General features: G+C 59.7%; 25 protein-coding genes and 1 pseudogene. 7 read left to right on the top strand and 19 right to left on the bottom strand.

Translation table 11 applies throughout. The features are described 5' to 3' along the window. Positions 1 to 187 precede the first annotated feature (187 nt). From AC0QTX_RS07520 to AC0QTX_RS07490, 7 genes and pseudogenes are all read right to left on the bottom strand, one after another. Positions 188 to 1150 (bottom strand): hypothetical protein, encoded by a 963-nt coding sequence (locus AC0QTX_RS07520; protein ID WP_474603393.1) that lies wholly within the window; start codon positions 1148 to 1150, stop codon positions 188 to 190. A gap of 162 nt (positions 1151 to 1312) precedes the next feature. After that, a pseudogene (locus AC0QTX_RS07515) lies at positions 1313 to 1714 on the bottom strand (TniQ family protein); the annotation flags it as partial. Positions 1715 to 1884: 170 nt separating this feature from the next. After that, positions 1885 to 3798 (bottom strand): TniQ family protein, encoded by a 1914-nt coding sequence (locus AC0QTX_RS07510; RefSeq protein ID WP_474603204.1) that lies wholly within the window; start codon positions 3796 to 3798, stop codon positions 1885 to 1887. Between the two features lie 392 nt (positions 3799 to 4190). Continuing rightward, positions 4191 to 4880 carry a TniB family NTP-binding protein gene (locus AC0QTX_RS07505; RefSeq protein WP_474603203.1) on the bottom strand — a complete coding sequence of 230 codons (690 nt, stop codon included), beginning with the start codon at positions 4878 to 4880 and terminating at the stop codon, positions 4191 to 4193. Positions 4881 to 4884: 4 nt separating this feature from the next. After that, positions 4885 to 5919, bottom strand: a complete 1035-nt coding sequence (locus AC0QTX_RS07500; protein WP_474603202.1) for a Mu transposase C-terminal domain-containing protein — start codon at positions 5917 to 5919, stop codon at positions 4885 to 4887. Positions 5920 to 6114: 195 nt separating this feature from the next. Continuing rightward, positions 6115 to 7056, bottom strand: coding sequence for a hypothetical protein (locus AC0QTX_RS07495; RefSeq protein ID WP_474603201.1), 942 nt, complete (start codon positions 7054 to 7056; stop codon positions 6115 to 6117). Then, positions 7037 to 7570, bottom strand: a complete 534-nt coding sequence (locus AC0QTX_RS07490; RefSeq protein ID WP_474603383.1) for a Tn7 transposase TnsA N-terminal domain-containing protein — start codon at positions 7568 to 7570, stop codon at positions 7037 to 7039. Before AC0QTX_RS07490 ends, AC0QTX_RS07495 begins: the two co-directional genes overlap by 20 nt. A 378-nt stretch (positions 7571 to 7948) precedes the next feature. Here AC0QTX_RS07490 and AC0QTX_RS07485 point away from each other — a divergent pair, with 378 nt between their 5' ends. The 4 genes from AC0QTX_RS07485 (at position 7949) to AC0QTX_RS07470 (ending at position 9671) form a co-directional block, all read left to right on the top strand. Next, entirely contained in the window at positions 7949 to 8071 is a 123-nt protein-coding gene (locus AC0QTX_RS07485) for a hypothetical protein (protein ID WP_474603200.1), read from the top strand. Between the two features lie 345 nt (positions 8072 to 8416). After that, positions 8417 to 8791, top strand: coding sequence for a hypothetical protein (locus AC0QTX_RS07480; protein WP_474603199.1), 375 nt, complete (start codon positions 8417 to 8419; stop codon positions 8789 to 8791). Between the two features lie 40 nt (positions 8792 to 8831). Then, on the top strand, positions 8832 to 9071 hold the full coding sequence (locus tag AC0QTX_RS07475; protein WP_474603198.1) for a hypothetical protein: 240 nt from the start codon (positions 8832 to 8834) through the stop codon (positions 9069 to 9071). A gap of 108 nt (positions 9072 to 9179) precedes the next feature. Then, complete coding sequence (locus AC0QTX_RS07470; protein WP_474603197.1) at positions 9180 to 9671, top strand: hypothetical protein; 492 nt, start codon at positions 9180 to 9182, stop codon at positions 9669 to 9671. Between the two features lie 416 nt (positions 9672 to 10087). Here AC0QTX_RS07470 and AC0QTX_RS07465 read toward each other — a convergent pair whose 3' ends face one another. Beyond that, a complete protein-coding gene (locus AC0QTX_RS07465; RefSeq protein ID WP_474603382.1) occupies positions 10088 to 11020 on the bottom strand; it encodes a LysR family transcriptional regulator in 933 nt (310 codons plus the stop codon). Positions 11021 to 11148: 128 nt separating this feature from the next. On the opposite strand from AC0QTX_RS07465, the gene AC0QTX_RS07460 reads away from it, so the two are divergent. After that, positions 11149 to 11478 (top strand): nuclear transport factor 2 family protein, encoded by a 330-nt coding sequence (locus tag AC0QTX_RS07460; protein ID WP_474603196.1) that lies wholly within the window; start codon positions 11149 to 11151, stop codon positions 11476 to 11478. Then, on the top strand, positions 11475 to 12263 hold the full coding sequence (locus AC0QTX_RS07455; protein ID WP_474603195.1) for an SDR family oxidoreductase: 789 nt from the start codon (positions 11475 to 11477) through the stop codon (positions 12261 to 12263). Before AC0QTX_RS07460 ends, AC0QTX_RS07455 begins: the two co-directional genes overlap by 4 nt. Before the next feature lie 246 nt (positions 12264 to 12509). On the opposite strand, the gene sigJ is transcribed toward AC0QTX_RS07455, so the two are convergent. Next, positions 12510 to 13409, bottom strand: a complete 900-nt coding sequence (gene sigJ, locus AC0QTX_RS07450; RefSeq protein WP_474603194.1) for an RNA polymerase sigma factor SigJ — start codon at positions 13407 to 13409, stop codon at positions 12510 to 12512. 208 nt (positions 13410 to 13617) lie between these two features. Here sigJ and AC0QTX_RS07445 point away from each other — a divergent pair, with 208 nt between their 5' ends. Then, positions 13618 to 14073, top strand: coding sequence for a carboxymuconolactone decarboxylase family protein (locus AC0QTX_RS07445; protein WP_474603193.1), 456 nt, complete (start codon positions 13618 to 13620; stop codon positions 14071 to 14073). 470 nt (positions 14074 to 14543) lie between these two features. Here AC0QTX_RS07445 and AC0QTX_RS07440 read toward each other — a convergent pair whose 3' ends face one another. From AC0QTX_RS07440 to AC0QTX_RS07395, 10 genes are all read right to left on the bottom strand, one after another. Beyond that, a complete protein-coding gene (locus AC0QTX_RS07440; protein ID WP_474603192.1) occupies positions 14544 to 14999 on the bottom strand; it encodes a Rid family hydrolase in 456 nt (151 codons plus the stop codon). A 125-nt stretch (positions 15000 to 15124) separates the two neighbouring features. Beyond that, positions 15125 to 15946 (bottom strand): alpha/beta fold hydrolase, encoded by an 822-nt coding sequence (locus AC0QTX_RS07435; RefSeq protein ID WP_474603191.1) that lies wholly within the window; start codon positions 15944 to 15946, stop codon positions 15125 to 15127. Positions 15947 to 16109: 163 nt separating this feature from the next. After that, positions 16110 to 17744 carry an MFS transporter gene (locus tag AC0QTX_RS07430; RefSeq protein ID WP_474603190.1) on the bottom strand — a complete coding sequence of 545 codons (1635 nt, stop codon included), beginning with the start codon at positions 17742 to 17744 and terminating at the stop codon, positions 16110 to 16112. Next, positions 17741 to 18166 (bottom strand): DoxX family protein, encoded by a 426-nt coding sequence (locus AC0QTX_RS07425; protein ID WP_474603189.1) that lies wholly within the window; start codon positions 18164 to 18166, stop codon positions 17741 to 17743. Before AC0QTX_RS07425 ends, AC0QTX_RS07430 begins: the two co-directional genes overlap by 4 nt. 11 nt (positions 18167 to 18177) lie before the next feature. Continuing rightward, entirely contained in the window at positions 18178 to 20154 is a 1977-nt protein-coding gene (locus AC0QTX_RS07420) for an amidohydrolase (protein ID WP_474603188.1), read from the bottom strand. Next, positions 20151 to 20429 carry a XapX domain-containing protein gene (locus AC0QTX_RS07415; protein WP_474603187.1) on the bottom strand — a complete coding sequence of 93 codons (279 nt, stop codon included), beginning with the start codon at positions 20427 to 20429 and terminating at the stop codon, positions 20151 to 20153. The genes AC0QTX_RS07420 and AC0QTX_RS07415 overlap by 4 nt, the downstream gene beginning before the upstream one ends. Positions 20430 to 20524: 95 nt before the next feature. Further along, positions 20525 to 21208 carry a hydrolase gene (locus tag AC0QTX_RS07410; RefSeq protein WP_474603186.1) on the bottom strand — a complete coding sequence of 228 codons (684 nt, stop codon included), beginning with the start codon at positions 21206 to 21208 and terminating at the stop codon, positions 20525 to 20527. Positions 21209 to 21292: 84 nt separating this feature from the next. Then, a complete protein-coding gene (locus AC0QTX_RS07405; protein ID WP_474603185.1) occupies positions 21293 to 22117 on the bottom strand; it encodes an alpha/beta fold hydrolase in 825 nt (274 codons plus the stop codon). Positions 22118 to 22470: 353 nt separating this feature from the next. Beyond that, entirely contained in the window at positions 22471 to 25392 is a 2922-nt protein-coding gene (locus AC0QTX_RS07400; RefSeq protein ID WP_474603184.1) for an ATP-binding protein, read from the bottom strand. A 171-nt stretch (positions 25393 to 25563) separates the two neighbouring features. Continuing rightward, positions 25564 to 25825: hypothetical protein (locus tag AC0QTX_RS07395; RefSeq protein ID WP_474603183.1), on the bottom strand; the 262-nt coding region annotated here is incomplete at its 5' end.

Genomic DNA, 25825 nt, shown 5'->3' with positions numbered 1-25825 from the left:
GGCAGCTTCGAATGGCAGGTCACAAACCCAGGATCCATTTTCAAGGCGGGGTTTTAATCTCAACCTTGGAAGCCCAAACATCGTGCCGACATTACTGCACAATCAACCCCTCACGCTTTCGGAAGCTGGGGTGGATAAGTATTAGTGCAGAGGGAAGGATTTAGATCAGAACGCTGCTGGAAACTCCCTATAGCGGCATTGCTAGACTACTATCTTTGTCCTGCTTATGAAATTTAACGGCCTCCTTTGAAACAAGGATGCATCGCAACCCAAAAGCATTTTTGTTCCTCGCGGAGACGAGGAACTCACCTTTGCGGATAGCGTCTATAGCAGCCATTACTCCTAGCTTCGATGAGACGATATCTGTGCACCCTGCAGGAACTGCGTCTATCGACGCAGTTCCTGCGCCAAGCTCGGCGAGCAAATTGGACACATCCTTGCCGAATAGACAGCTAAGAGCGCCACTCCGGCTGTAAATTGCTTCAAAATATTTGGCTTTGACGAGGTGAGAAGTCGTTATCTCGCTTATTCCGAGAACTCGCGACGCCTCACGTAACGAGATGGCATCCCGGTACATTTCAAGAAGGCGCGGTAAGTCTTCAGACCGGATTCGGGTTTTTGTCGATTGGTCTGACTCGGCTAATTCTCGGTTCAACAATGGAAGGAAGTTATGTAAATATTTCGAGTGGATAGAAAGATCGCAGTGTCTATTTGCAACTGAAAGCGTTACGAACTTACGGCTACTCACTACATTTCCGAAAATCGATGCATTAGCGTGGCAAGGTACATTTCTACGGAAGTGGACTTCAATCTCTCTCTTCAGGGAGACGAACTCATCAGAAGGTTTCATTTTTAGCCAATGATATAGGCTTCCGTACTCCCGATATGGGCCCATCTGTATTCTTCGCGTCTCTGCCTTGCTGACGGTGCGTGAGCGGTCCAAAAGCGCGACGTAATTTTTGGGCCATTCGGAGAGAACGGAAAGACCTTCAGCCTTAATCCTCAATCTTGTCCGAGCATCACGGTGATCAACCTTGACTTCGCCGTTGAGCATTAGGCTGAAAATACCGACACGTCTAAGCGCGGCGATCGCATCTTGAGGCGATAGTTCATCCAGCGGGGCTAAGATGCGGTGTGTATTGCCGAGCACGCGGTCCAGAATGTACTTGTCAGCCGCGAGAGCCTCTGACGGAGGTCTTTTGCAATGAGTGTAGGTGAGAAAGTCATATCCGCATGCGCAGTAACGAATGTTAGCCTGTCGTGTGCTTAGGGGAAGCTCGCAGGCTGGACAGTTACTCACGAGCGAGATCTGATGAATAGGACAAGTATCAATTTCTTGACAGTCCCACCAGAAGCGCCGGAAGCAACTGTTGGCTGAGTGTCGTTCCTGCCCGTCGACGTCGGTTCGGAAGCACCCAACACAGATCCTTCGGTTCGATCGAAGATTCCAGGTGTGATGGCAGTAGTTGTTGCCTCGGAAAAGAAAGCCTTTGTTGTGAGGAACTGGTGACCAGGATCGGAGATCGTCGACATCGATACGGCCAAGTTCCGCAACCGCAGGTAATGCCCCAGCTGATGGTAAGACGTTGAACCGCAGACCTACCTGCACACCGAACTGACGAACGTCATTATATCCATGGCGAAGAGCAAGTCGGCCAAACAGAGCGTATGCTGGCTCCGAAGTTCGGTAGGGCACTCGCAATTTCAAGATCATTGTCGTGTCTCAACACGAGAGCTTCAGAGGGACTGCAAACTCGTGAGACACAAGTCTTGAATATCAGGAGACTGGAAGTAAGAGGCTATAGCATCTTTCCACGCCGAAATTAGGAGGTGGCTAAAGTAAGGCCACGATGTCGCCCCTCGTATATCAACTTATCTAAGGAGCTACATCGATGATGCAACGGAGGATGGAAAGTTGTGGTCGTTAATGACAGCGTTAGGGAAGTTCACATGTGGAGGATGGGCATCTCTCATCTCCTTCATTTTGAGGACAAATCTCTCTGCCTCTTTGCGCCTATAGAATAACTGACGGCAATCCGGTGGGCCTGCAACTGGTGCAATCCCGCATGCCCGAAGTAACCCTTGTACCCTCTTTGGCGAGACATCGAGACAGACAGATAACTTAGCTCCCGATATGTATGTGGTTGCAAATGTACTTAATGCCACTTCATCGATTATGTAGCGCGATCCACTCCTGAGGGCCACCAGAAGGCCCGAGGTGACTAGCCAGCGCGCAGCTTCTGGATGGATTGACAGCGCTGTCGCAGCTTGATCCAAGGTGTGCGTTCGATCATGACGTAGACGGCGTACGTCAGACGCACGAACAAGAATCGAACGGAGAGTTGAAATACTGATCAGAACTGCGACCGGCTGTATCTCTCCGCAGAGTATGGCCGAGCACACGCGCTCGATGGGAACGCCAACCGCCTTGCATGCCGATGTAAGCGATACGCTACTCGGCTCTACTGTGTTCACCTGCGGAGCGCATCCTCGCAGGCAATTTAGGAACTGCTCAACTGAGGACATACTATACTGTGCCTTCTGGGGCTCAGCATCCGTCTTGCCGGAATGGGCAATTAAGCCAGCCTTCAGGATCCGTTGAGCCTGCCTCTTCCCCGTTCCTAATAGGGACGAGATGCCAACCAGTGACATTCTATCCGAGTCTCGAGATTTCAACTTAGCGACTTCACTAGAACTTATGGCGATTTTCACCCCTCGGCGCGCGCCTTTTGGAATAAGATTACTGACTTCAACGAGGCGGCGGACGCGCGAGTATCCCATCCTGAGCACTGATGTCGCTTGAGTGACAGATAACACCTCAGTTGAAGGCATGCTCCCAAGGAAGGCTTCATCTGGTCCGATTATCTCATTCCTAACCGCATGCTCGTGAAGCGCGGAGCGGACAGACCGAAAGAAGGCATCACCTCCTTTCGACGCGGGAGCGGCCCAAGCTTCATAGATCCACCCATAGGAGCCAATCAAACCAGGTGGGTGCGACTTCTCTCTTGCATCGGCTAAAACCCTATCTAACGCCCGCATGAAGCTACGTGGCCAATCCGAAGCTATATTGAGCCCCACTTCTCGAGCCTCTGCGGCTTGGGCTCCCTCTATCCGTTTCCTACGTTGACTTGATACTCCATAGCCAATCAGCCCTAACTGCTCGAGATTTGATACGACATCCTTAAAATTAAGGCTGTCCAAGAGAAAGCTTCGCTCCAGACCATCGTGACGAAGGCGAGATAGAAGGTATTTATCGGCTACGCGAGTACCCAGGCCAATGCCGCCCTGTGATCCAAGTTCCGCCTTGCATCGACATCGGTCAACGCCTGGAAACCATCCCGGGTTGGCTCCACATGCGGCGCACACCTCACACAAAGGTACTTGGTGGGTTGGACAAGTTGTGATGCTGCGTACGTCCCACCAAGCACGGTGGGTTGCCATAACTGAGCTCGGAACTCCCATGCGCCGTGCCTCATCGCGGTCAGTCTGGATGCATGCCGGACACCAACGACGGTTTTTTATAGACCAGAGACCGAGACGTAACGTCTCACTTCCCATAGCCACGCGCCGTGACCGACTATCAATTACAGGCGTCCAGCGACGCAGCTCATGCTCGATAAACCCGGACAAGGCCGCCACACGGTGCACGGAGCGCTCGTTAAAAGCATCACGGAACGGTACTCCGCACAGAAAGGAAAAGGTCCTTAGATTGCTGGCACGATGTCTCGCTGCAAGGCGCATAAGCAAGCCATGAACCGGCTCCTCAGCTGCGGGTCTGACTCTGAGGGACAGTTTCATCACGCGCGGGAAAACACAGATGCTTCTTTTGAAGCATGCTTTTTATGCCGGGTGGTAGGAGAGGCGTCGCTCCCTCGCGCGGCAGCCATAGCACTCCAAAGCCCTCGAAATGCGTCGCTCTGGGCCAAGTACGGATTTTGGGATGGTACTACTGGTGCAGCATCATCCCTTGGCTCGGCATCGAACAAAAGTAGGGGCTGCTCTTGGTCCTCGAGTTCAAAACGCTCAAACACCTCACCGAGCAGCACAAGGTCAATCTTAGTATGGGATCTCTGGAGAGCGATCCGAAGACCCTCACCGAGGTGCTTTGAAATTAAACCAGGTTCTCCTCCTGTCGCGCAGTAGATCCGAGACGCAATGTCAAAATCTGTAAGCTGAGAAGGCTCAGGAAGTTAAAATAGGTCTTCAAAGGCCAGCAGAAGCTTGAGGTACTCCAGCCGACCTTTTCTCGAACTCCAGTTATAGGGCCGAAGCCAGACTTTCGGTTCGAAGCGCCGCCGCAACTGCCTTAATCTATTTGTCTTAGGAAGATCAGCTAGGTGAGGAAGTCCTGCGAGAACAATCTGCGCGCCCGACCGGTTTAAAAGTGACTTAATGAACTCCGCAGCATCCTCTCGTGCACTCTCGCCAGCATGATCCATGATGTGGTGTGCTTCATCGATCATTAGTATTGCTACACGCATTTCATCGCAGAAAAATGCAATCTCTCTCAGGATACGGTCCGTGTTCCACCCGTCTATGACCCGCCAGCCCGGACTAAGAGCTCCTAAGATTGCCGCAGCAAGCTGCTTTGGAGTTGTTTTTTTCGGAGCCTCTAGACGGACAATCGGTCGTACATCGCCATCTGGTGTCACTACATCGGGATGAAGGGATGCATAATGTTCTAATAGCGTCGTCTTCCCAGACCCAGCTTCACCTAAGACCAAGAGTGCGCGCGCTTTACGTTTGATCTTGCTCTCAAGTGACGACCTTGCATGAAGAAGCGCAATGCTGTCTCTGGCCCCTTGAAAGATCGTGTGCGAAATCACAGCTGCCTCAAAAGAAGCGATACGTTCACTAATCTCCTGAATCGTCAGCTCCATGGCGCTACCTCTGGTGCTTGGAACGCAGCAGTGCGGTAAGCTCGTTATGCGCTGCAGCAGCGTCAAAGGGAGCTGGTCGACTCCTGTCCATTGCTGGGTCCTTTTGGAGCCGGGGAGGGGGTTGGGGAGCAGGAACGGGCGGTGCGTAAGCCTCTTGGGATTGAGTGACGAGCGGGGTGAAGTAGTCGGCATTCGCTCCGGCATACCTAGCTGCGGCTTTCGCTGGTCCTAACGTCCTACCTTCGGCAAAGATTTTATCGCGGTCCGCTTCAGCTTTTTGTTTTGCAAGCGCAAGATCGTATTGGGTGACGCTACCGACGTTACCACTAGCTTTTGCGATTTTCAGGTGAAGCTTCGCTGCGTGCTCGGAAACTCCCCGCGAAATCTCCTGATTGGCACATGGTACAGTAATATGACGACCTTCGATCTCATCCAGGACCCAGATCTCACCCATGTCAAATGGGTCATATCGGATCTCGAACGATTTCTGTAGTCCTCCACGACGCCTGCGGAGGTAGGTCAAATCGGGTGAGAAGTATGAGAGGCCGTGAATATCGAGCCCATCGTTGTGGATCTGTCGATATGTAATCTGCCCCGTAAGTTCGATGATTTGGCTGAAGCGTGAGACCGGACGAATCCCCCCTTGCTTCTCGACGAGCTCTTGCCAGACATCGAGGGGAGTTGCTTTGCCAAGTCCCGAATGCTCCGAAACTTGGTAGTCGTCAACAATCCACTCCAGAGTATCACGCCGGACTTGTGAGAGTGGAATTTTTGCACGCTTTAGTGACTTGTAATCTCCTCGCTGGAGAGAGTTAGAGAAGGTCTTGCCTGCTCGATGTCCAAACACCTGAACGTTGGCTCGACCCCAAAATCGCTCAAGACTACCCTTTAGCCACGGGGTCATTACAGGAAGTGGGATCAGGTCGAAACGAAGCTCTTGTGCTGATCGCCTAAGGCTTCGAGAGTGGAACTCCTTGCCATTATCTGTAAAAAGGCGGTCTGGGATGCCTTCACAGATCCAACTATGGCTCAGGCCCAAACTTCGGACGTCCTTTGCCCAGAACGAGTGCGCGAGGCAGCGCTGCACCGCAGCATAGCTCGGAACCTCAAATGACAGGTGTGCTCCCAAAATCATGCGGCTTGCACGATCGATAGTTGCTGTGAGCCATGGCCGCCCGATAGGACGCCCAGAAATCTCGTCAACTGCGATTAGATCAAGCAGGCAGTGATCAATTTAAATCTCTTCAAGCGCACGGAGTTGGCGTGTGACCCGTTGAAACACGTTATAAGTTAGATAAGCTTTTCTCACACCATAGCGTGTCTGTGCCTCTTCGTAAGCATCTTTGATCTTGTTCTTAAAATCTTTGAATGCCTGGTAGGTCGGATAGGATCTTTCCGTTCCGGTCGACTTTTCGTCTAGCTTCAGTCCGCGAGCCTCACACAATTCCTCGAACTTCCTATAAGCGTAAGCCACGGATGGGCGCTCGGGAATAAAGTAATGTCGCTCAAGGCACTGCCGCATATCGATGTATATCTGAGCGTCAAATCGATCCGAATGGTCGCCTTTAAGTCGGAATGCTGGGATAAGCACTCGGATGTCACGGTTGTGTTTTGTCCAGAGCCGATGCCATGTCTCCAGGGTGTCGGCGCTCGGCCGGACTAAAAGACTGTTTGCTTTTTGCGTCGCCCGTCGCCACGCCTCTTCGGTTGGTATGCGCCGCCGTCTTTGTCCGCGAGCAACTATTGCACCACTGAACTCTGCATTCTGAAGCCGCCACTCTTCCTCATGTCTCGTAAATGCGGATTCGGACACGGATGTGTAGGCTTGCTCTAGGGTAGCTCCATCCCTGACTTGGCTGTCTACAGCCTCAAGGTAAATCGCTTTGCGCTCAGCGATGATCTTTAAGTGGTCAGGGAATGCAGCGAATGTTCTCGCAAGCACGTAGTTGATGTGGTCGGGATCGACTTCCGGATCACCTGGGTAATCCTCCAGATGATGTGAGATCCGCAAGTCAAAAATGGCATCGTCAGTGATAGTGCGAGTGTCTCCTCCTGCCGTTGGAATAAGACGATAACCGCCGCGTACCCTCTTTATCACACGCCATAGTCCGATACTGCCGCTCTCTTTGAGACGAAGAACTGTATTTGGCTCATATCTAACCGGCGTTACGCTCATAGCGCGATCCTCTCAACACGGGGGTGGAACGACTGAACGGCTTGTCGATTTGAAGCAGGACTTCTCCCTTCGCAGCCAGAGCTAGAACAATGCGGAAGTCAGAAAGCGGGATTGATGCTAGGTCGAGCAGGTCACCAACTGTTGCGAATGGGATCGCGCTATCTAGAACCTTTAGCAAGGCATTCACTGATAGAGATTTCTCTGCTGCATCTGCGTTCCTTCGGATGTGCCTGGCGTTTGAATACCGCAGTTCGAGCCTAATTTCGGTCTCCGTCCATGTCTCCCATGAGGCGCCTCGAACACAACACTCGTGTTCTATTGCGCTACGACGTCCATTGAAGGTCAGATTAGCTTCCAGCCGTGTGAGAGGTTTGACCTCCCGATATGCAAATTTTCCGTCGGTGGTTTGAACCAGGAAATCAGGCGTGTAGGATCGCTTCATCCTGCAGTCATCAGTCCACGCAAACGTTTCTGGCTGCGACCAGTAAGCACTCACATGAGGATCAGCATCCATCACAATTATGAGGTCTGCCTCAAGTAGGCTTTCGAAAGTCACCTGGAACTTCATTTTGTTCGACCAAAGTGAACCTGCACATGATTTTCGTTTCCGACCACTGCCGACATCTCGCACAGGCGTAGCAGGGATTTTCGGGTGCTGAGGCATTGACGCGGTTCCTGCGTGTCAGTTGGTTATTTGAAGGGGTGTCTATCCCTAGCGGAGCCGTGCACGTTGATGGGCGTCGTCGGACAAGGAACTGAACGACTCAATGAGTTCTCGAATAACATCGAGCTCATAAGGTAGGTGCACAGTGCGTCCGGCGGCCGTCACCAATGTCTCGTTTCTGCACATATCGGTGTCGCTGACCCACTGGATGCTATTAACTCGGATGAGATGACGACAGCCATCGGCGTCGGTCACCTCAAGGTAGTTCCTGCTGCGTTTAGCCGTCACGGTAATGTCCACGATTTGAAGTTTGTTGCGACGATGATCGTTGGACAAATGCTGCACAAATGAGCTCATCTGGGAAGTAAGACGAGTCAATCATGGTTAACGCGCCCCAAAACGGCATCCATTGTTAGGTGTCATCCCGGGTGGTACGCCGAATTAAAATGTAGAAGAGTCGAGCTTTACTTCGGAAGAGCCCCTAGAATGATCGCTTGGAGTATCTAATAAACAGGTGGTGGACTCGAAACCGCGCTTTTGTTAGATCTATAAAAAGCGGGAAAATTTTTATTGTTTTGGATCAGAATGCTGGAAATTGGAGGCTCGCGACTACTGACAGCCACACGGGGAGCATTCCTCTTTTCATACCTGTGCTTGAACTCTACTTCGTAGTGTAACACATTAATGGGTGGAACTATGGACGCCGATTTCACCTCCTCTCCGGGGCTGTGTCAGAAAATCGCCGAGGAAGTCCGATCGGCTTCGATTGAGGAGCTTCCCGGATGGTCGTCCATCGTCGACTACTACCAGGACAAGGATATCGCATTTAGCTTCCATGGCATCGATTGTGATCCGATCCCAATCGCTGTTCATCCAGATCGGACCTTCGATGGCCGGGCCCGTGTCCTGATGCATTATACCGCCGTCTTCCCTGATGGCTTCCAGACCCTCGGCTCTCAGACTTTTCCAGGGATGGTTTATGGACGGATTGATCCCAGAGGGGAGATCCACGTCGAGCGGTTCCGGTTTGGAAAAGATGGCAGGATTCCACCAGAGGGCATCCCTGGCTGAGTACGCGGCAACTTTGTCAAACCGAACGTTGGAGGACCAAGTGGCACATTCTTACGACAGTGAAGCCCCTTGGTCGGAATTCCAGCCGCTCGATCCAGCCATCACGGCGCTCGTTCAAAGACTGGCGGGCTATGGCTTGCTCCTGGGCGAGATCGAAGGCCTGATCAAACGCGCCTTGGAAGATAAGTTATCTGAAGTGGCGATGGTGATCGACGGATATGATGAGGGCGCAGTATTCGTGCTTGAAGGTCTGCCGCCGGGTAGAAAGCGTCGCCATTGATAACTGCTATCGCAAGCGTGAATCGGTTCACCTCAGCGGAGGTCATAGGCTGCCAGATAAATTGTTCAGCCATCGCTTGCCTCACGTAAGCAGTTGATAGGAGCCAGCATGGGCAAGTCGCCGTTGTTCTTTGGCATTATCTTTCCTGCCCTTATGGTGCTCGCTGGTTGGTGGGCGTATCGCGCTGGACACCTCAATGAGTTTTGGTTTCTCTATTCCGCTATAATGCCCGCTCTTGTCTGTGCTTTGGGGTGGTTCGCCGTCGTGCTCAACGAGGTTGCCATGAGGCGAGAAAGGCGGAGGGAAAACGGTAGTCTGAGAGATCCTGAGCGACCTCTAGATCACCAAGCAGTGTCGGCGGATATGCTCGATGGTAGCAATCAGCCTGACAACAGCAGATCGGATCGGCTCGCAGATACGATTGAGGTCATCAATCTGGTTCTTCCGTGGGTCGGCTCTACGGCACGTGCAGTTGCTTGGTACCGGACTCGACCCCTTCCAAATCTTGACGGACAGACGGCAGAGCAACTGGTCAACCATGGGCGCGCTGAGGTGGTCAAAGCTCAATTGGCTCGGATGCCACCTGGAGACCTGCTGTAGCTGCCGATCCGCAGAGGAGTTCGAGTTGTGGCGCAGGCACTCTAGAAGAGTACGACTTCGATTGGCCGGAACCTCTTTCATTGAAAGGGCAGCCATCCAGCCGACGGTGTAGGCTCACTTCTGATAACAGGTACTTATCAGAAGTGAGCGCCTTGTTCCGAGCCTGTGCAGAGTAAGCGAACTCTTTGGCCTACTTGGTATCGTTGCCGTGCCGAAGAACAGCGCGATCAAGCCGTTAACAAGATCTTAATGATGGCGGCTGGGTCCCGATCGTCTGAAAACCTGGTCAAAGCGGACGTTCAGATCGTGGGGCTCTTGGTCGCAAAATGACCCGAAGCGGAAACTCGAGACATCAATTTACGACAGCAGCCAGTACTTGATTGAGGCTAGCTGTCTGGCCTCAATCAGCGTAACGGTTAGGACGGCATTCGACGGGGCGACCTCAGAGTGCCGCTGGCTCCACTTTGCCGCCGCGCAAAGTCGACGAAGGCCTTGAACGCGGCGGTCGGGTTGCGTCGGCTCGGATAGTAGAGGCTCAAGGGCGAGAGCGTGGGCGTCCAATCCTCAAGCACGCGCACAAGGCGGCCTGCCTCGATGTCGTCTCGTACGTCGGACTCCATGGCCAGAGCGAGGCCGAAGGAAGCGAGGACTGCGGTGCGCGCGAGGCTCGCCTCGTCGAGAGTTATGGCGCCCTGGACGTCGATATGGACCGATTTTCCATCCTTCTCGAACGGCCAGCGGTGAATCGCGCCATTGGGGAGCCGCACGCGGAGACAGGAATGCTCCGCGAGGTCCTGCGGGACCATGGGCGTCCCGCGCGCTTTCAGATAGCTCGGTGTGGCCACCACAACATTGCGCCGCACATCTCCCAAGGGGAGTGCGATCATGTCCGCCGGCACGAGGTCGGCGCTACGAACGCCGAGGTCGAAGCCGCCCGCTACAACGTCCACCAGTCGACCTTCTGTGACGATGTCGACGTGAACCTGAGGATGCATGCGTAGGAAGGGTAGGACCAGCGAAGAAAAGATCTCCCGCGCCGCTGTTGGAAAGGCGTTGATGCGCAGCGTGCCTGAAGGGGTGGCCTGTTGAGAACGCGCAACCTCCATCGCCTCATGAATGTCCTGCACGGCAGGAGCGACTTGCGCGACGAACCGCTGACCTGCCTCCGTCAAGGAGACACTTCGCGTCGTCCGGTTGAAGAGCCGTACGCCAAGCGTGCGCTCCAGCTTTCCCACCGCATTGCTGAGCGCGGTGGTTGAGACGCCGAGCTCAAGCGCTGCGGCCCGGAATCTCCCCCGACGAGCAACCATGAGAACGGCGTCCAATTCTGTCAGGCTGCTCTGCACGATTGTCCCCCTTTTCGTGATGCAACGTTCCAAATTGTCCTGATTATCGCGCCCGCTGTCCATCGCTATCTTAGCTGGCACCCGCACTTGCAGCCGCCTCGGCCGCAACTGCAGCAAGCTGGAGAAGAACAATGACGCTCGAACTTCCATCCCCGATTGCCGCGTATGTGGCCGCGAACGCCCGTCTCGATGTAGAGGGAATGTTGAGCCCCTTCACGCGCGACGCTGTCCTTTTTGCTGATGGAAGCCGTCACGAGGGCTACGCCGGAATGCGGGCCTTGTTCGAAGAAGCGGTGATCCCGGTCAAGGCGATCTTCACGCCGGATGCCGTTCGCCACGAGAACGGTCAGGTCGTGGTCGAAGGCCCTGCCCATGGCGGCTTCAAGGGCAACCCAATCCGCTTCACCTACCGCTTCACCCTCGACAACGACGCCATTAAGGCCTTGGAGATCACGGCATGACCATCAAGGCTGATCCGACCGAGTTCGCGGGAAAGCGCGTGCTCATCAGCGGCGGCACCAAGGGTCTGGGCCGCGCCACCATCGACCGCTTCCTGGCCGGCGGCGCCCGGGTGATCACCGCCGCCCGCGGAGACCTGGAGCCCATCGACGGCGTCGAGTTCGTCCAGGCGGACCTGACCACGGCTGAGGGCGGGGCAAGCCTGGCCAAGGCCGCGCTCGAGCGTCTTGGCGGAGTCGACATCCTCGCCCACGTGATCGGCGGCTCGTCCACGCCCGGCGGCGGCTTCGTCGCCCTGACGGACGATCATTGGTTGTCCGAGCTCAACTTGAACCTCCTGGCCACAGTCCGCCTCGACCGGCTCCTGATTCCGCAGATGATTGAGCGGGGCAGCGGCGCGGTGGTGCACGTCACCTCCATCCAGTCGGTCCTGCCGCTTCCCGACGCAACCACCGCCTACGCCAGCGCCAAGGCCGCGCTCCGGACTTACAGCAAGTCCATCTCCAAGGAGCTGGGTCCCAAGGGCGTGAGGGTCAACGTCGTCTCTCCCGGCTGGATCATGACCGAGGGGACCGATGTATTTCTCAAGCGCATCCAAGCCGCCAACGGTGGCACTATCGAGGACGCGCGCCAACTCGTACTGGCCGGCCTTGGCGGCATTTCCATAGGTCGCGGCGCCGAACCCTTTGAGGTCGCCGACGTCATTGCCTACCTAGCCTCGGACCGCGCCGCCGCGATCCACGGCGCCGAGTTTGTTATCGACGGTGGCACCGTCCCGACCGTCTGATCACAGGGACTCGTCCACGCTTGGCCAGCTCGGCCAAACGTGGTCAGACGCCTGCTCATGCCCTGATGCTCCCAACATCTGCTGTCGGGCCAAAAGTGATCGTCCGCTGCTCCCGTAGGCCCGACATTTGACCCAGTCACCTCAAACGTCTGCTCACCACCCAACCCGTACGTCCGATCGTGAACGAGCCATGTGTGCAGCATATCGAACGGTTATCCGCGTTGCCGCAGTCACTCAGACGGCTTATCAGGCTGGTGATATCGGCGAGATACGTTTTGGAAAGTCCACCTCTGCCGCCAGGTGAGACAGCTTGTCCGGGTTTTTGACGATGTAGATCGCGGCGATCCCGTCCTCGCGGATGTCGAGCGCGGTTGTCTGAAGCACGCCGCCTCCATCGAGGCTGACATAGCCTGGTAGACCGTCGATGGTGACGACACGAAGCAGCGTCGGCGGCACGGCATCCTTGCGCCGCTGCCCGGCAAAAAGGCGCAGGGCCCGCTCGACGCCCCGAATGACATTGCGGAAGGCAAGGACCTTGCCTCCGCCATCGGTATGGATCTCGACATTCCTTGCCAGCAGCACTGATAGCGCCGCCACGTCCCCGTCGCGTGCCGCGGCGAAGAAGGCACGGGCGATCCGGTCCGCATCCGCGGGTGCGACGTCAAAGCGGGGACGTGCGGCCTGCACGTGTTTGCGGGCGCGCGCCGCGAGCTGACGAACCGCAGCCGGCGCGCGGTCGAGGGTGATGGCCACTTCGGTCAGCGGCACCTCGAAGACGTCATGGAGAAGGAAAGCGGCCCGCTCCAGAGGCGACAGACGTTCGAGGGCCAGCATCAACGTGACCGTGACGTCATCGGCGACCGTCTCGTCCGGCTCCACGGAACCCACGAGAGGATCTGGCAGCCAGGGGCCGACATAGGTTTCCCGCCGCGCCCGCGCGGAGCGGCGGCGGTCGAGGCACAGGCGTGTGACGATGCGGGTGAGATAGGCGGGAGGCGAGTCGATGCCGCCCTCCACCCCAACCCACCGCAGCCATGCGTCCTGCACCACATCCTCCGCCTCGGTGAGCGAGCCCATCATCCGATAGGCCAGGCGTGTCAGGCGCCTACGCTCCGCCTCGAATTCGGTGGTCCGCCGATCGTCCATCGCACCCATCCACCCCGTTTCCTCGCCGACCATATCCGCTTTCCCGTCGCTCGCGCATCCCGCACCCGAGGATAAGACGATCGGACGGGCCCGGATGTGACATCGGCCGCTTCGAGCGGAAATGCCGAGTGGCATGTCACACCCTGACCGCTTGGCCCGTCATGGCTTCGAACGTCGATCTCCGGCGTTCCGAATATAAGGACGTGTCATGAGCGAGAACAAACGGCTGGTCTGGAACGAGGTGGCGCCGCAGGGTGCGAAGGCCCTTTTCGGCATCCACCATTACATCACCACGGGCACCGACCTACCCCACGAACTGATCCACCTCGTCTTCCTGCGGGTTTCGCAGATCAACGGCTGCGCGCACTGCATCGACCTGCACACCCGGGACCTCCTGGACACGATGCCGGTCGAGAAAGTCGCCCTCGTTCCGGTCTGGGCCGAGGTGCCCCAGCTGTTTCCCGACACATACCGCGCCGCGCTCGCGTGGGCGGAGGAAGTCACGCTCGTCAGCAAGACGCACGCCTCCGACGAGGCCTATGCGGCCGCAAGCGCGGCTTTCGCGCCCAAGGATCTCGTAGACCTCACGATCACGATTGCGGCCATGAACGCGTTCAACCGGCTGGGGGCGCCGTTTCGGCTTCCGGTCAAGGCCAAGCCCTGATCCGCTTCTTGGCATCGTCACGGAACGGCCCCAGGGCCGTTCCGCTCCCACCGTTCAGGTTCCAACCCATGGCTGTGAGTGTCGGTCTGCGAGACGCTGGATCAGAAATTCCACCCGGAGACCGGGAATGTCGCATATTGGCACGGGGCTGACCTTAGCCGTACTTCCGCCTAGCTGGGATGAGCGGACCTTCACACGGACATCTGCTACTACTCAGTTTGACCCACAGGCGACATTCGAAGGATCGCTCGCGACCCACGTCATCACTACGGTCAGGAGCACCGCTGCTGATGTGCTTGTGTCATGGCGCACCTCTCCCACTGAGCATCGAGCCGATGGCGATCAGACACCCAGCGCTAGACCCAAAGTGGCCGAACAGCCCAGAGGTCTAAAGGCACAATGGACCATCGCCACAGAGAAAGCCGCCCGACGTGGGCCGAGCGGCTTTCCCAAAGTTCCACCAGAGCACTCTATCGATTGACGACAGCTCGGAACGTGATCTCAACGAGCTGTTGCGGGAAGGCGAGCCGTGACACGCCAATTAGGTTGCTCGCGAGCTGAGGTATCTCTGCACCATAAACCTGCTTGCGAACCTTGGAAGCCGCACCGAACGCGGCGTCGACGTCCAGCACGTACAGTGTCTCCTCTACGACATCATCGAATGAGGCTCCCAACTGCGCCAGCAGGATCCGCGCATTCTCATAAGTCTGGCGGATCTGCGATTCCATGTTGTCGAATGATTGCGGCTTTCCGGCTTCATCGAGATCGGCCGGAGCCACAAGGTTGCCCGCAGAGTCGTGGCTCAATTGCCCAGAGACGTAGATCGTATCCTTGACCTTGATCGCCTGCGCATATCCGAAGGCTTTCTCCCAGGCGACGCCGTGATTTGCTGCCTGAACCGGTGCCGTAGTTTTGCTATCACTCATCCATTGCGCTCCCTAGCTTGCTGTCGGTCGACTGTACGATAGGCGTAGTAGGCCCCTCAGCCGCTGCAATTCCGACCTATTCCGCGTGATGGCGGGATGTTCCCCGAGTTGGGTCAGCCCTGTCCTTAAGCCTTGATGAAGGCCAGGACGTCGGCGTTGAACTTGTCCGCCTCGATCTGCGCCAAGCCATGCGATCCGTCCGGGTAGACCTTGAGCTGGGCGTCCTCGACGATCTTCGCGGCCTTTTCCGCCGAGGCCTTGATCGGCACGATCTGGTCGTCGTCGCCATGGATAATCAGTGTCGGCTTATCGATCTTCTTCAGGTCCTCGGTGTAGTCAATTTCCGAGAACTCCCGGACGCAATCGTACTCGCCCTTGATGCCGCCCATCATGCCCTGAAGCCAGAAGGCCTCACGCAGGCCGTCATTGACCTTAGCACCGTCACGGTTGAAGCCGTAGAACGGGATCGTGAGATCCTTGAAGAACTGCGAGCGGTCGCCCGCCGTGCTCTGGCGGATGCCGTCGAAGACCTCCATAGGCGTGCCCTCCGGATTGGTCTCGGTCTTCAGCATCAGCGGCGGCACCGCACCGACGAGCACCACCTTCGCGACACGCGCGGAGCCGTGGCGGCCGATGTAGTGCGCCACCTCGCCACCACCGGTGGAATGGCCGATCATCACGATGTCGCGCAGATCGAGTGTCTCGATCAGTTCGGCCAGGTCGTCTGCGTACTGGTCCATGTGGTTGCCGTTCCAGGTCTGGTCGGAACGGCCGTGACTGCGTCGGTCATGGGCAATGACGCGGTAGCCCTGCTGGCCGAAGAACAGCATCTGGCCGTCCCAGGCATCCGCGGACAGCGGCCATCCGTGCGAGAACAGGATCGGCTGTCCCGTGCCCCAGTCCTTGTAGAAAATCTTGGTTCCGTCCTTGGTCGTGATCGTGCCCATTGAAAGTCTTTCTTGTGCTTGGGTGGGTGTTGCCGCCGCGTCCGATGCCATCGGCAGGGGGCGGGAGCCTGTGCCGCCGCGGCGGCCAGGAAGGCGTCGCGGCGGGTGACGGGAAGGGCGATGTGCGGCTGATCGCGCAGCGCAATCGCTCCTCGCCGCAATCTCAATTCGAGCCCCGGCCGGATCTGCCGACCGCCAGGAAGTGTTGCACGAGAGGCGGCTCGGTCCCTTGATGGAAGCGGCGTGTCTCGGCCTGGATGTCGGCGTCCGCCTTCGAGACCCGCTTGTGCTGGCGCAGGTGCTCGGCCCAGGACTCGACGAAGAACCATTCGACGATGTGCTCGGGATCGGCCGCATCCTCGGACACGCCCCAGGCGTAGGCCCCGTCGCGGCGGCGCCCTTCGGAGAGACGCTCAAGGGTTGTCAGGAAGGCGGAGCGATCCGCCTGGTGGACACGGTAGGTGACCATGATCATCACCGGGCCGCGGTCGTGAGCGACGGGCTCGGCCATTGCGGGCTCGGGCCAGTGTAGCGAGGGCGTGAGATCGCCTTCCCCGCTTGGCAGGGGAGCCCGGTGCGCCAGCAGCGCCGCGCCGGCGAGGCCGATGCCCGCCACGATCAGGGTGGTGTCTGTCGTGATCTCCTGGGCGAGGAAGCCCCAACCCAGGGAGCCCGCCGCCATCGCGCCGTTGAACGCCGTGAGATAGATCGCTAAGCCACGGCCCCGGATCCAGTTCGGCAGGATCGCCTGCATGGTGCTGTTGAGCGTGGTCAGCATGGCGATCCAGGCGATGCCGAGCACGAAGGTCGCGATGATCGCCACGACCTCGGAGTTCGTCAGGGCCAGGAGAGCGGTCGCGCCAGCCGTCACGAGCGACATGGCGAGCACGAGCCGGTCCTGACCCAACCGGGCGCGAATCCGCGGCAGCAGGACTGCTCCCAAGATGGCGCCAGCCCCGACGCTGCCGAGCATCAGACCATAGAAGCTCGGGCCGCCGCCGATCTCCTGGCGGGCCACGATGGGGAGAAGCGCCCAGACGGCGCTGGCGAAGGCGAAGAACAGCACCGCGCGCCACAGGATGCGGTGCAGGTCATGACTGGCCCTGGCATACCGCAGGCCAGCCCGTAATGCCCCACCGAAGTGCTCCCGCAGGCCATCATCCGCGTCGGTCTCCCGCCGCCACCAGAGCAGGGCTCCGGCAACGAGGATGTAGGTCATCACGTCGAGGCCATAGACCGCCGCGGCTCCGAGGCCCGCCAGCAGGAAGCCTCCTAGCGCCGGACCGATGGAACGCGCGATATTGATTCCCAGCGAATTGAGAGCCACGGCACCCTTGAGATCTGACCGCGGCACGAGCTCAGGTGTGATGGCTTGCCAGGCAGGGGTTGCGAGAGCCGCGCCAACGCCACCCAAGAAGGTGAGAATGACAAGGCTCTCGATTGTGACAGCGCCCGTCCAGGACAGGAACGCCAGCGTGGAGCTCACGATGCCGAGCATGATCTGGATGGCAATCAGGAAGCGGCGCCGGTCCAGAATGTCGGACAGGACACCTGCGGGAATGGCCAGGAGGAAGACCGGGAGGGTGCCCGCCGCCTGGATCATGGCGACCGCAGCCGGCGAGGCGGAGATCTCCGTCACCAGCCAGGAGGAGGACACGTCGCGCATGAAGGTGCCGACGTTGCCGAGCACCGTCGCGGTCCAGATCACCGCGAAGAGACTGTGCCGCAGCGGCGCGAAGGTGCCCGGTGGAGGGGGAGGCGCTGCCCCTTCGGTGATCGTTCCTTGAGCTCCGGTCATGACTGTCCTCTCCGGGAGTTGACGAGCAGGGCCGCAACGGCGAGCCCGCCCACGATGGCGGCATGCTCGAAGAAGGTCGCGGTCTGGCGGCCTCGATCCGGACCCTCGAACATCCAGAACGGATGCGCCAGCAACGTCGCCACAACGGTAAAGCCCGCGAGAATGCCGGCTCCGAGCCAGCAATAGCGACGGGTCAGGAAGAGAGCGGAGCCCCCGAGCTGAGTGACAATGATTGCTGCGGCTATCGGCATAGCAGGCTGGAGACCCAGACCGGCGACCTCATTCATGGCGCCGCCAAGGTCGGTGAGCTTCACGAGCCCGCTGATCAGGAAAGGTGATGCGAGCGCCAGGCGGGCCAGCATGTCGAGCCCGGGCAGGGCCAACACCTGGGCAATCAGGCGGGGAACTGCGATGTCAGTCATATTGCCCTCCGTCAGAATGCCCAGCAGGAGCATCCGAGCGCCCCCCAGAACGAGCGGGCATCGGAGGCTGGTGCGTTGGCGCCCCAGGCACTGGCATGCGCGTGTCCATGCACGCCGCAGGAGCTGGCACAGGCGCAGGCTGCCGCCGCGAAGGCGTACTTGCGGGCGTCGTCGGTGCCGGCCCGCTGCCGGTAGCCGCCATAGCTCCGGACAGGGGACCAGTCCGGCATTGGCGGGGGCAGGGAAGGGGCAAGATCCTTGAACTCGGCGTCGCCATGCACGGCTCTGCCGCCCAAGAGCGTCAGAACCGACGTGATGTCCTGGATCGCATCTTCCGGCACGGCGAAGTAGTCGTCGGACAGCACCGCCAGGTCGGCCAGTTGCCCTTCCACGATCTGACCCTTCTTGCCCGGCTCATTGGAGAACCAGGTGTTGGCCTCGGTCCACAGCCGCAGGGCACCCTCACGATCCAGACGATTGGCTGCCGGATAGAGCGTCAGTCCTCCCAGGGTCTTGCCGGTCACGAGCCAGGACAGGGAGATCCAGGGATTGTAGGAGGCAACCCGGGTGGCGTCCGTGCCCGCGCCGACCGGAACGCCGGCATCCAGCATGCGCTTGATGGGCGGCGTGCGCTCGGCCGCCTTGGTGCCGTAGCGCTCGACGAAATCCTCGCCCTGGAACGCCATCCGGTGCTGGACCGCAATACCCCCGCCAAGCGCCGCGATCCGGTCGATGTTGCGGTCATCGATAGTCTCGGCATGGTCGAAGAACCAGTGCAGGCCATCGAAGGGAATGTCCCGGTTCACCTTCTCGAACACGTCGAGGGCCCGGGTGATCGTCTCGTTGTAGGTGGCGTGCAGGCGCCAGGGCCAGCGATTCTCGACCAGCAGGCGGACGACCGGCTCCAAGTCGCCCTCCATGTTGGGCGGCATCTCGGGACGCTCAACCTTGAAGTCCTCGAAGTCGGCGGCGGAGTAGACCAGCATCTCGCCCGCACCGTTGTGGCGGTAGAGATCGTCACCCTGGCCGGGCTTTACCTGCTTCGACCAGCTGTCGAAGTCCTTGAGTTCTTCCTTCGGCTTCTGGGTGAACAGGTTGTAGGCCAAGCGCACCGTGAGCTGGCCTTCCCGGTGCAGCTCTTCGATGATCCGGTAGTCGTCCGGATAGTTCTGGAAGCCGCCGCCCGCATCGATCACGCCGGTCACTCCAAGCCGGTTGACCTCGCGCATGAAGTGGCGCGAGGAGTTCTTCTGGTACTCGGGTGGGAGTTTCGGACCCTTAGCCAGGGTGGCGTACAGGATCGTGGCGTTGGGCCTGGCGATCAGCAGGCCTGTGGGGTTGCCGCGCGCATCGCGCTGGATCTCGCCCCCGGGCGGGTTCGGCGTGTCCTTGGTGTAGCCGACCGCCCGCAGGGCGGCGCCGTTGAGCAGGGCGCGGTCATACAGATGCAGGATGAAGACCGGCGTATCCGGAGAAACGGCGTTGATCTCGTCCAACGTCGGCAGGCGCTTCTCGGCGAACTGATGCTCGGTGAAGCCGCCGACCACGCGCACCCATTGCGGGGCAGGGGTGCGGTCGACCTGCTCCTTGAGCATGCGCATGGCGTCGACCAGGGAGCGGACGCCGTCCCAGCGCAATTCCATGTTGTAGTTGAGGCCGCCACGAATGATGTGCATGTGGCTGTCGATCAGCCCCGGGATGACGCGCCGTCCCTTGAGGTCGATCCGCTGCGTGGTCGGTCCGGCGAGAGGCATCACATCCTGCTCGTTGCCGACGGCCGCGAAGCGTCCGTCCCGGATGAGCAGCGCCGAGGCTTCCGGCTGCTGGCGGTCGAGGGTCGTGATCCTCCCGTTGAACAGGATCAGGTCGGCTTGCATGGACGTGGCTCCCATAGGGGACTGGGTTGGGTCTGAAGCGCCAGCGGACGCGTGTGATCCGTGAAGGACAAAGCCCGCTGCGGCGCCGAGAAACGTGCGGCGCGTGGTCATGACGCCCTCCTTTGGGCGTCGCGCGCCTGCTGCGAGGATCTGGCTCCTTCCGGCAGGTGGCCGAAGACATGCGGACGGACCTGATGCGACCAGGACTGTATCGCTGGCGCCTTCTGCCAGAAGCTCTTGATGAGGGGGGGGATCTGCTCGCCGACCAGGATGCCGAGCAGCCCCACCAGGGCGACCACCGGCGGCGCCGGCGAGCGCACGTTGAGCAGGCTGTAGATGATGCCGACCAGCAGGCCAGCCCCGAGCGACAGAAGGTAGACTTTCAACAACGCCTCCCTGGAGGAATGCACAAGGAGGGGCGACGCATCGGTGACGACGCGGCGCCCCTTCGGCAGGGGGCGGGACACCTGCCTTCGATGACTTATTCGGTCGCGACGGCCGGGGCGGAGCCATGGGCGCCTTCGCTGGCGCCGAACATGGTCTTGGCGTAGATGATGCCGAGGCCATAGGAGCCGCCGAACTTCTTCGCGATGCCGGTAGTCATGTCATAGGTCTCGGTGCGAGCCCAATCGCGCTGCAGTTCGAGCAGGTATTGCAGCGAGGTCATCGGCCGGACGCCGGCCTGGATCATGCGCTCCACCGCACGCTCGTGGGCTTCGGTCGAGACGTCGCCGCAGGCATCGGTGATGATGTAGACCTCGAAGCCCTGGTCGAGCGCCGACAGCGTCGGGCCGACGATGCAGACCGAGGTCCAGAGGCCGGCGAAGACCAGGCGGTTCTTCCCGATCCGGTTCACCTCCTCGATGACGGCGGCATCCTCCCAGGTGTTCATGGAGGTGCGGTCAAGAAGCTTTTGGCCCGGGAAGGCATCGGTGATCTCGGAGAACATGGGGCCCGAGAAGCTCTTCTCCGCAACCGTGGTCAGGATCGTCGGCACCTTGAAGCCTGCGGCGGCCTCGGAGATCAGGGCCGCATTGTTGCGCAGGTTCACGGCGTCGATGGATTTGGTCGCAAACGACATCTGCGACTGGAAGTCGATCAAGATCAGGGCGTGATCGGTGGGGCTGACGAGCGTCGAGCCGGGGGTGGGAGTGGCTTTGGGCATGGGTTGTCCTCGCGTTGGGGTTTCATTCGATGCTGTCTTCCCCGTGGGGCACCGACCAGCGCACCGATGACCGGTCGGGCAAGCTCAGGCTCTCACGAAGGCCAGGAGGTCCTCGTTGAGTTGATTCTTGTGGGTTTCGGTGATGCCGTGCGGTCCACCCGGATAGACCTTGAACGTGACGTCCCTCACGAGCCTCGCGGACGCGCGTCCCGCTGCATCAATTGGCACGATCTGGTCGTCGTCCCCGTGCAGGATCAGCGTCGGTCTGTCGAAGGTCTTGAGGTCTTGGGTGAAGTCGGTTTCCGAGAAGGCTTCGATGCAGTCATAAGCATTCTTGTGGCCGGCCATCATGCCCTGCGCCCGGAAAGCCTCGATGAGGCCCTGGGAAGGCTTGGCGCCGGGCCGGTTGAAGCCGAAGAACGGTCCCGCGGCGAGGTCCCGGTACAGGTCGGCGCGATTGTTCAGCGAGGCGGCGCGGATCCCGTCAAACACCTCGATGGGCGTTCCGCTGGGATTGGCCTCGGTCCGCAGCATGAGCGGTGGAACCGCTGCGATTAGCCCGAGTTTCGCGACGCGCTTTGTGCCATGACGTCCGACATAACGCGCAACCTCGCCGCCACCGGTGGAGAAGCCGAACAACACAGCGTCGTGCAGATCAAGCCATTCCATCAACTCGGCAAGGTCATCCGCGTACGTATCCATGTCGTTGCCATGCCAAGGCTGGCTGGAACGACCATGCCCGCGGCGATCATGCGCGATGCAGCGGTAGCCGTTCGCGGCCAGGTGCAACATCTGCGCTTCCCAGCTGTCGGCGTTCAAAGGCCAGCCATGACTGAAAACAACAGGAGGGCCGCTCCCCCAGTCCTTGAAGTAGATCTGCGTTCCATCCCTGGTGGTGAGCATCGTCATCGGACCGGGTCCTCACGTGATAGGTTGATCAGCCCGGGCCATGCGGACGATGGCTCGACCAAGTGGTTCGCATCCTCCTGTTCCCAAGGAACTGCTGGCCTGCTGCTCCCGGCGTGAAGTGCGCCCCGGGAGGTCTGCGTGGATCATTGCCGTTCCGTGGAGGCGCCGATGTCCGCAGCCACAGTGCCCAGATCCGGTCCGGACAGGGAGTTAATCGCTGTGAATTTTCGTGAAATGGCGCAAATGCGCGGCGTCCGCGCGAGCGGAGTTGCGTCCGGCGGCCCTCAGACGCGTCGGGCGAGGCTTGGGGCCGCTAAGGAAGCTCCTATCGGAGCAATCCAGGTGGGATCCGGTCAGGATAAGGAGGATCGCGTGCTTCTTCGGGCTGCAAGAGCCTTTGCGAGAACCGCGGCTGCGGCGACATCGGCCGTCCGGAAGCCCTCCTCGAATTTGGCGAGGACCGGGGCGAGAAGGGCGAGAGCGTCCTTAGGACGCCCTAGCGCCCTATGCATTTTGGCTAAACTGGTTGCGGTTCGCAGTTCCCAAGAGACTGCTCCCTGCATGCGCGCCAGAGCCAATGAGCTGGCAAAGGCCTGCTCGGCCGCCTCCAATTGTTCTGTCGCACCATGAAGCAGTATCTCGCCTTTGACGCGCAGGAGTTCGGCCCTGCACCAATTTTCTTCCTTGGCTTTGCTTCCGATCAGCGCCTCCTCGATCACCGCCATCGCTTCCGCGACCCGGCCCGCCGCCGCGAGCCCTTCCGCCAAGGCTGCCTGGAACGGCGAATGCTGCACTTGGAATGCCGTCGGCGGCAGCTCCGTCAGAGCGGTTTTCAACAGTTGCGACCCCGCTTCCGCGTCTCCCCGGTCGATCATCATTTGCGCGCTGTAGGCCCGCACCCAGGTGCCGTAATTGACCTGACGTTTCGTGAGCTCCTGGAGGCGGTTCACGAGGCGCTCGGCCGCGGAACGATCCCCGGTCAGAAGCGCCAGCCGACAACTGCAAAGCGCGACAGCGACGAACTCCGATGAATCGTGCTGGAGCGCACTCGTTTCGTCGACGATTTCCAACGCGATGCGCATGGCCCTGTCCGGGAGGCCTTGCAGCCAGAGCGTGTGCGCAAGAACAGCGGTCGCTGCGGCGCGTTGGTCGAAGTGGTAGCGGGCAAGATGCGACCGGTCAGCCGGCGCGACATAGCGGGCCAGCATCTGCTCGACCACGAGACGGGCGTCGGCCAACTCGCCAAGGGCCCAATGCGCCGCGCCGGCCATCCGGAAGCCAATCAGGACGTCATCGTCGCGGCCCGCGCTCTTGGCGATCTCCTGGAACCGATGCGCGGTCGAGAGGCCCTCGCTGTGGGGACCACTCGTATAGTGGTGGAGCCACAGCCCCCACAGCGTCCGCAACTGGTAATCAACATCGCCCAAGCGCCTGGCGATGGCGAGGGCGGCCGACCAAGCGGCTTCCGTTTCCGGGCTGGCTCCCTTGATGTTGATCGTGGCGCCCGCCAAGGCAGCATAGAGCTGCATCTCACGACGACCACCCTGGGCGGCTGCCGGTCCAAGTGCAGTCAGGGCGCGCTCCACGCACGAACGACACTCCTCCAGGAGCGACAGGCTCAGCCAAAGCGGAACGGCAGCGGCCGTGAGCGTGGCCCCGAGATTGCGGTCACCCTGCTCGGAGAAGCACCAATCCAAGGCAACGCGCACATTGCTGATCTCCGAGTCGCTCCGCATGGGGGACGGTTCCGACTCAGGCCCGGGGCCGCCCGCGGGACGGGAGAGGGTCGCCGCGAAAACTTCGGCATGGCGGCGCGCGAATTCGAGGTCCTCGCCACTATCTGAGAGCTTCTCCCGTGCATAGGCCCGCACTGAATCGAGCAGCCGGTAACGGATCGTCGGTGCCCCCTCCGCCACAACGAGCGATTTCAGCACAAGGTCGGCCACGATGTCCGCAAATTCGGCCGGAAGGAAGTCTGCGCCTGCCACGGCGGTCGCCGCCGCCAGCGAGACTGCTCCCTGGAAGACCGAGAGCCGCCTGAGCACGGTGCGTTCCATGGGCGAGAGAAGCTCGTAGCTCCAGTCGATGGCAGCCCGAAGCGTCTGATGACGCTGCAGCGTGGTCCTGCGCCCGCTCGTCAGGACGCGGAAACGGTCATCCATCAAGGATGCCAGGCCCGCGATCCCGAAGGCGTGCACCCGCGCCGCCGCCAGCTCAATCGCCAAAGGAATGCCGTCCAAGCGGCGGCAGATCTCGACCAGCAGTGGGACCTCGGTTTCCAGGAGCGCGAAACCATCGTTACTGGCCTTCGCCCGCAGGAGGAACAGCTGCAGGGCTGGATAGGCCAAGGCTGCCTCGTGAGAGAGGCTCCCGCCTTCCGCGGGGAACGCGAGCGGCGTCACATGGACGACGTTCTCCCCCTCGGCGCGCAAAGGCTCGCGACTCGTCGCAATGACGCTGATGGCCGGGGCCTCGATCATGATCTGTTCGGAGAGGCTGGCGGCAGCCTCGATGAGATGCTCGCAGTTGTCGAGCACCAAGAGCATCTCCTTGTCGCGCAACGTGGCCAGCAAGCCGGGAAGCGGGTTCTCCGACCGAACCGGGTGGCCGAGGGCCGAGGCGAGCGCCGTGGGAACGAGCCGCGGATCCTCCAATGTGGCGAGCTCGACGACCCGGACCCCATCCGCAAACCTGTGGGCGTTCTGGGCGACGGCGAGAGCCAATGAGGTTTTGCCCACGCCGCCGGGGCCGACCAGCGTCACCAGCCTTTGCGACAGTTTCGAGTCGATCAAGGCGACGAGCTCCTCCCGGCCCACGAGTTGCTTCAGGAGAAGGGGGAGGTTCAGCGCGGTCGGCGCTGGACCAGGCTTGGAAGCAGGCAGTTTGGCCGGCGCCTCCGTCGCTGTCACATCAACCGAAAGCGAGTAGCCTCGGCCCGGGATGGTGACGATATAGGGATTGCCGGAGGAACTCTCGCCAAGGGCCCGGCGCAAGGAGGAAACCTGCACCCGGAGATTGCTCTCGTCGACGAACAACCCCGGCCAGACGACACTTGAGATCTCATCCTTGCTGACGATCTCGCCTGCCTTGCTCGTCAGGACGAGGAGAATGTCAAAGGCACGGCCGCCCAAGGCAACCGGTTCGCCGTCCTGCAGCAGCAAACGCTGGGCTGGGACGAGCCGGAACGGACCGAAAGCGACCTCGGAAGTGGTTTTAAGAATAGTTTCCGGAACGGACCCCTGATCCTGCAGCTCAGAGTGACCTTTCTCATGCAACGGCAAGCTCACTGGTTCGTCCCCTGCCTTGATCTATTGATGCTCTTGCTGCGCGGGATCGGCAGAAGCGAAACCTGAACGACTGGGGCGTAAATCCTCTTGCCACCATCTGCAACCAAGTCTGCGCATATCTTCCGCGTCAATTCAATCTCCCAGGTTCGGCTTGTCCGTTCACAAGCCTCCGGTGAAATTGCGTTGCAGGGCGATCTCTGCTGCGAGGAGGTCGAGGCGCACATGGATACGTGGGGATTGACGGTGTACCCGGCAGATGGGGTGGGGCGAGAACGAAGCCGCTTCTGCTTGCTTGATGGCAAGCCTCGCCGCAATAGGCAGTGCTGAGCCTAAATAAACTCGCAAATGTCGATTGATGGCACGTTCTAGAAGTAAGCCGAATTTTTGTATATGGCGCGACAAGCAGACCTCCATCTGGTTC

It is taken from the genome of Microvirga sp. jy35 (assembly GCF_056148915.1).
The sequence above is the reverse complement of the archived record's forward strand: the minus strand, read 5'-3'. Positions and strand labels throughout refer to the sequence as shown.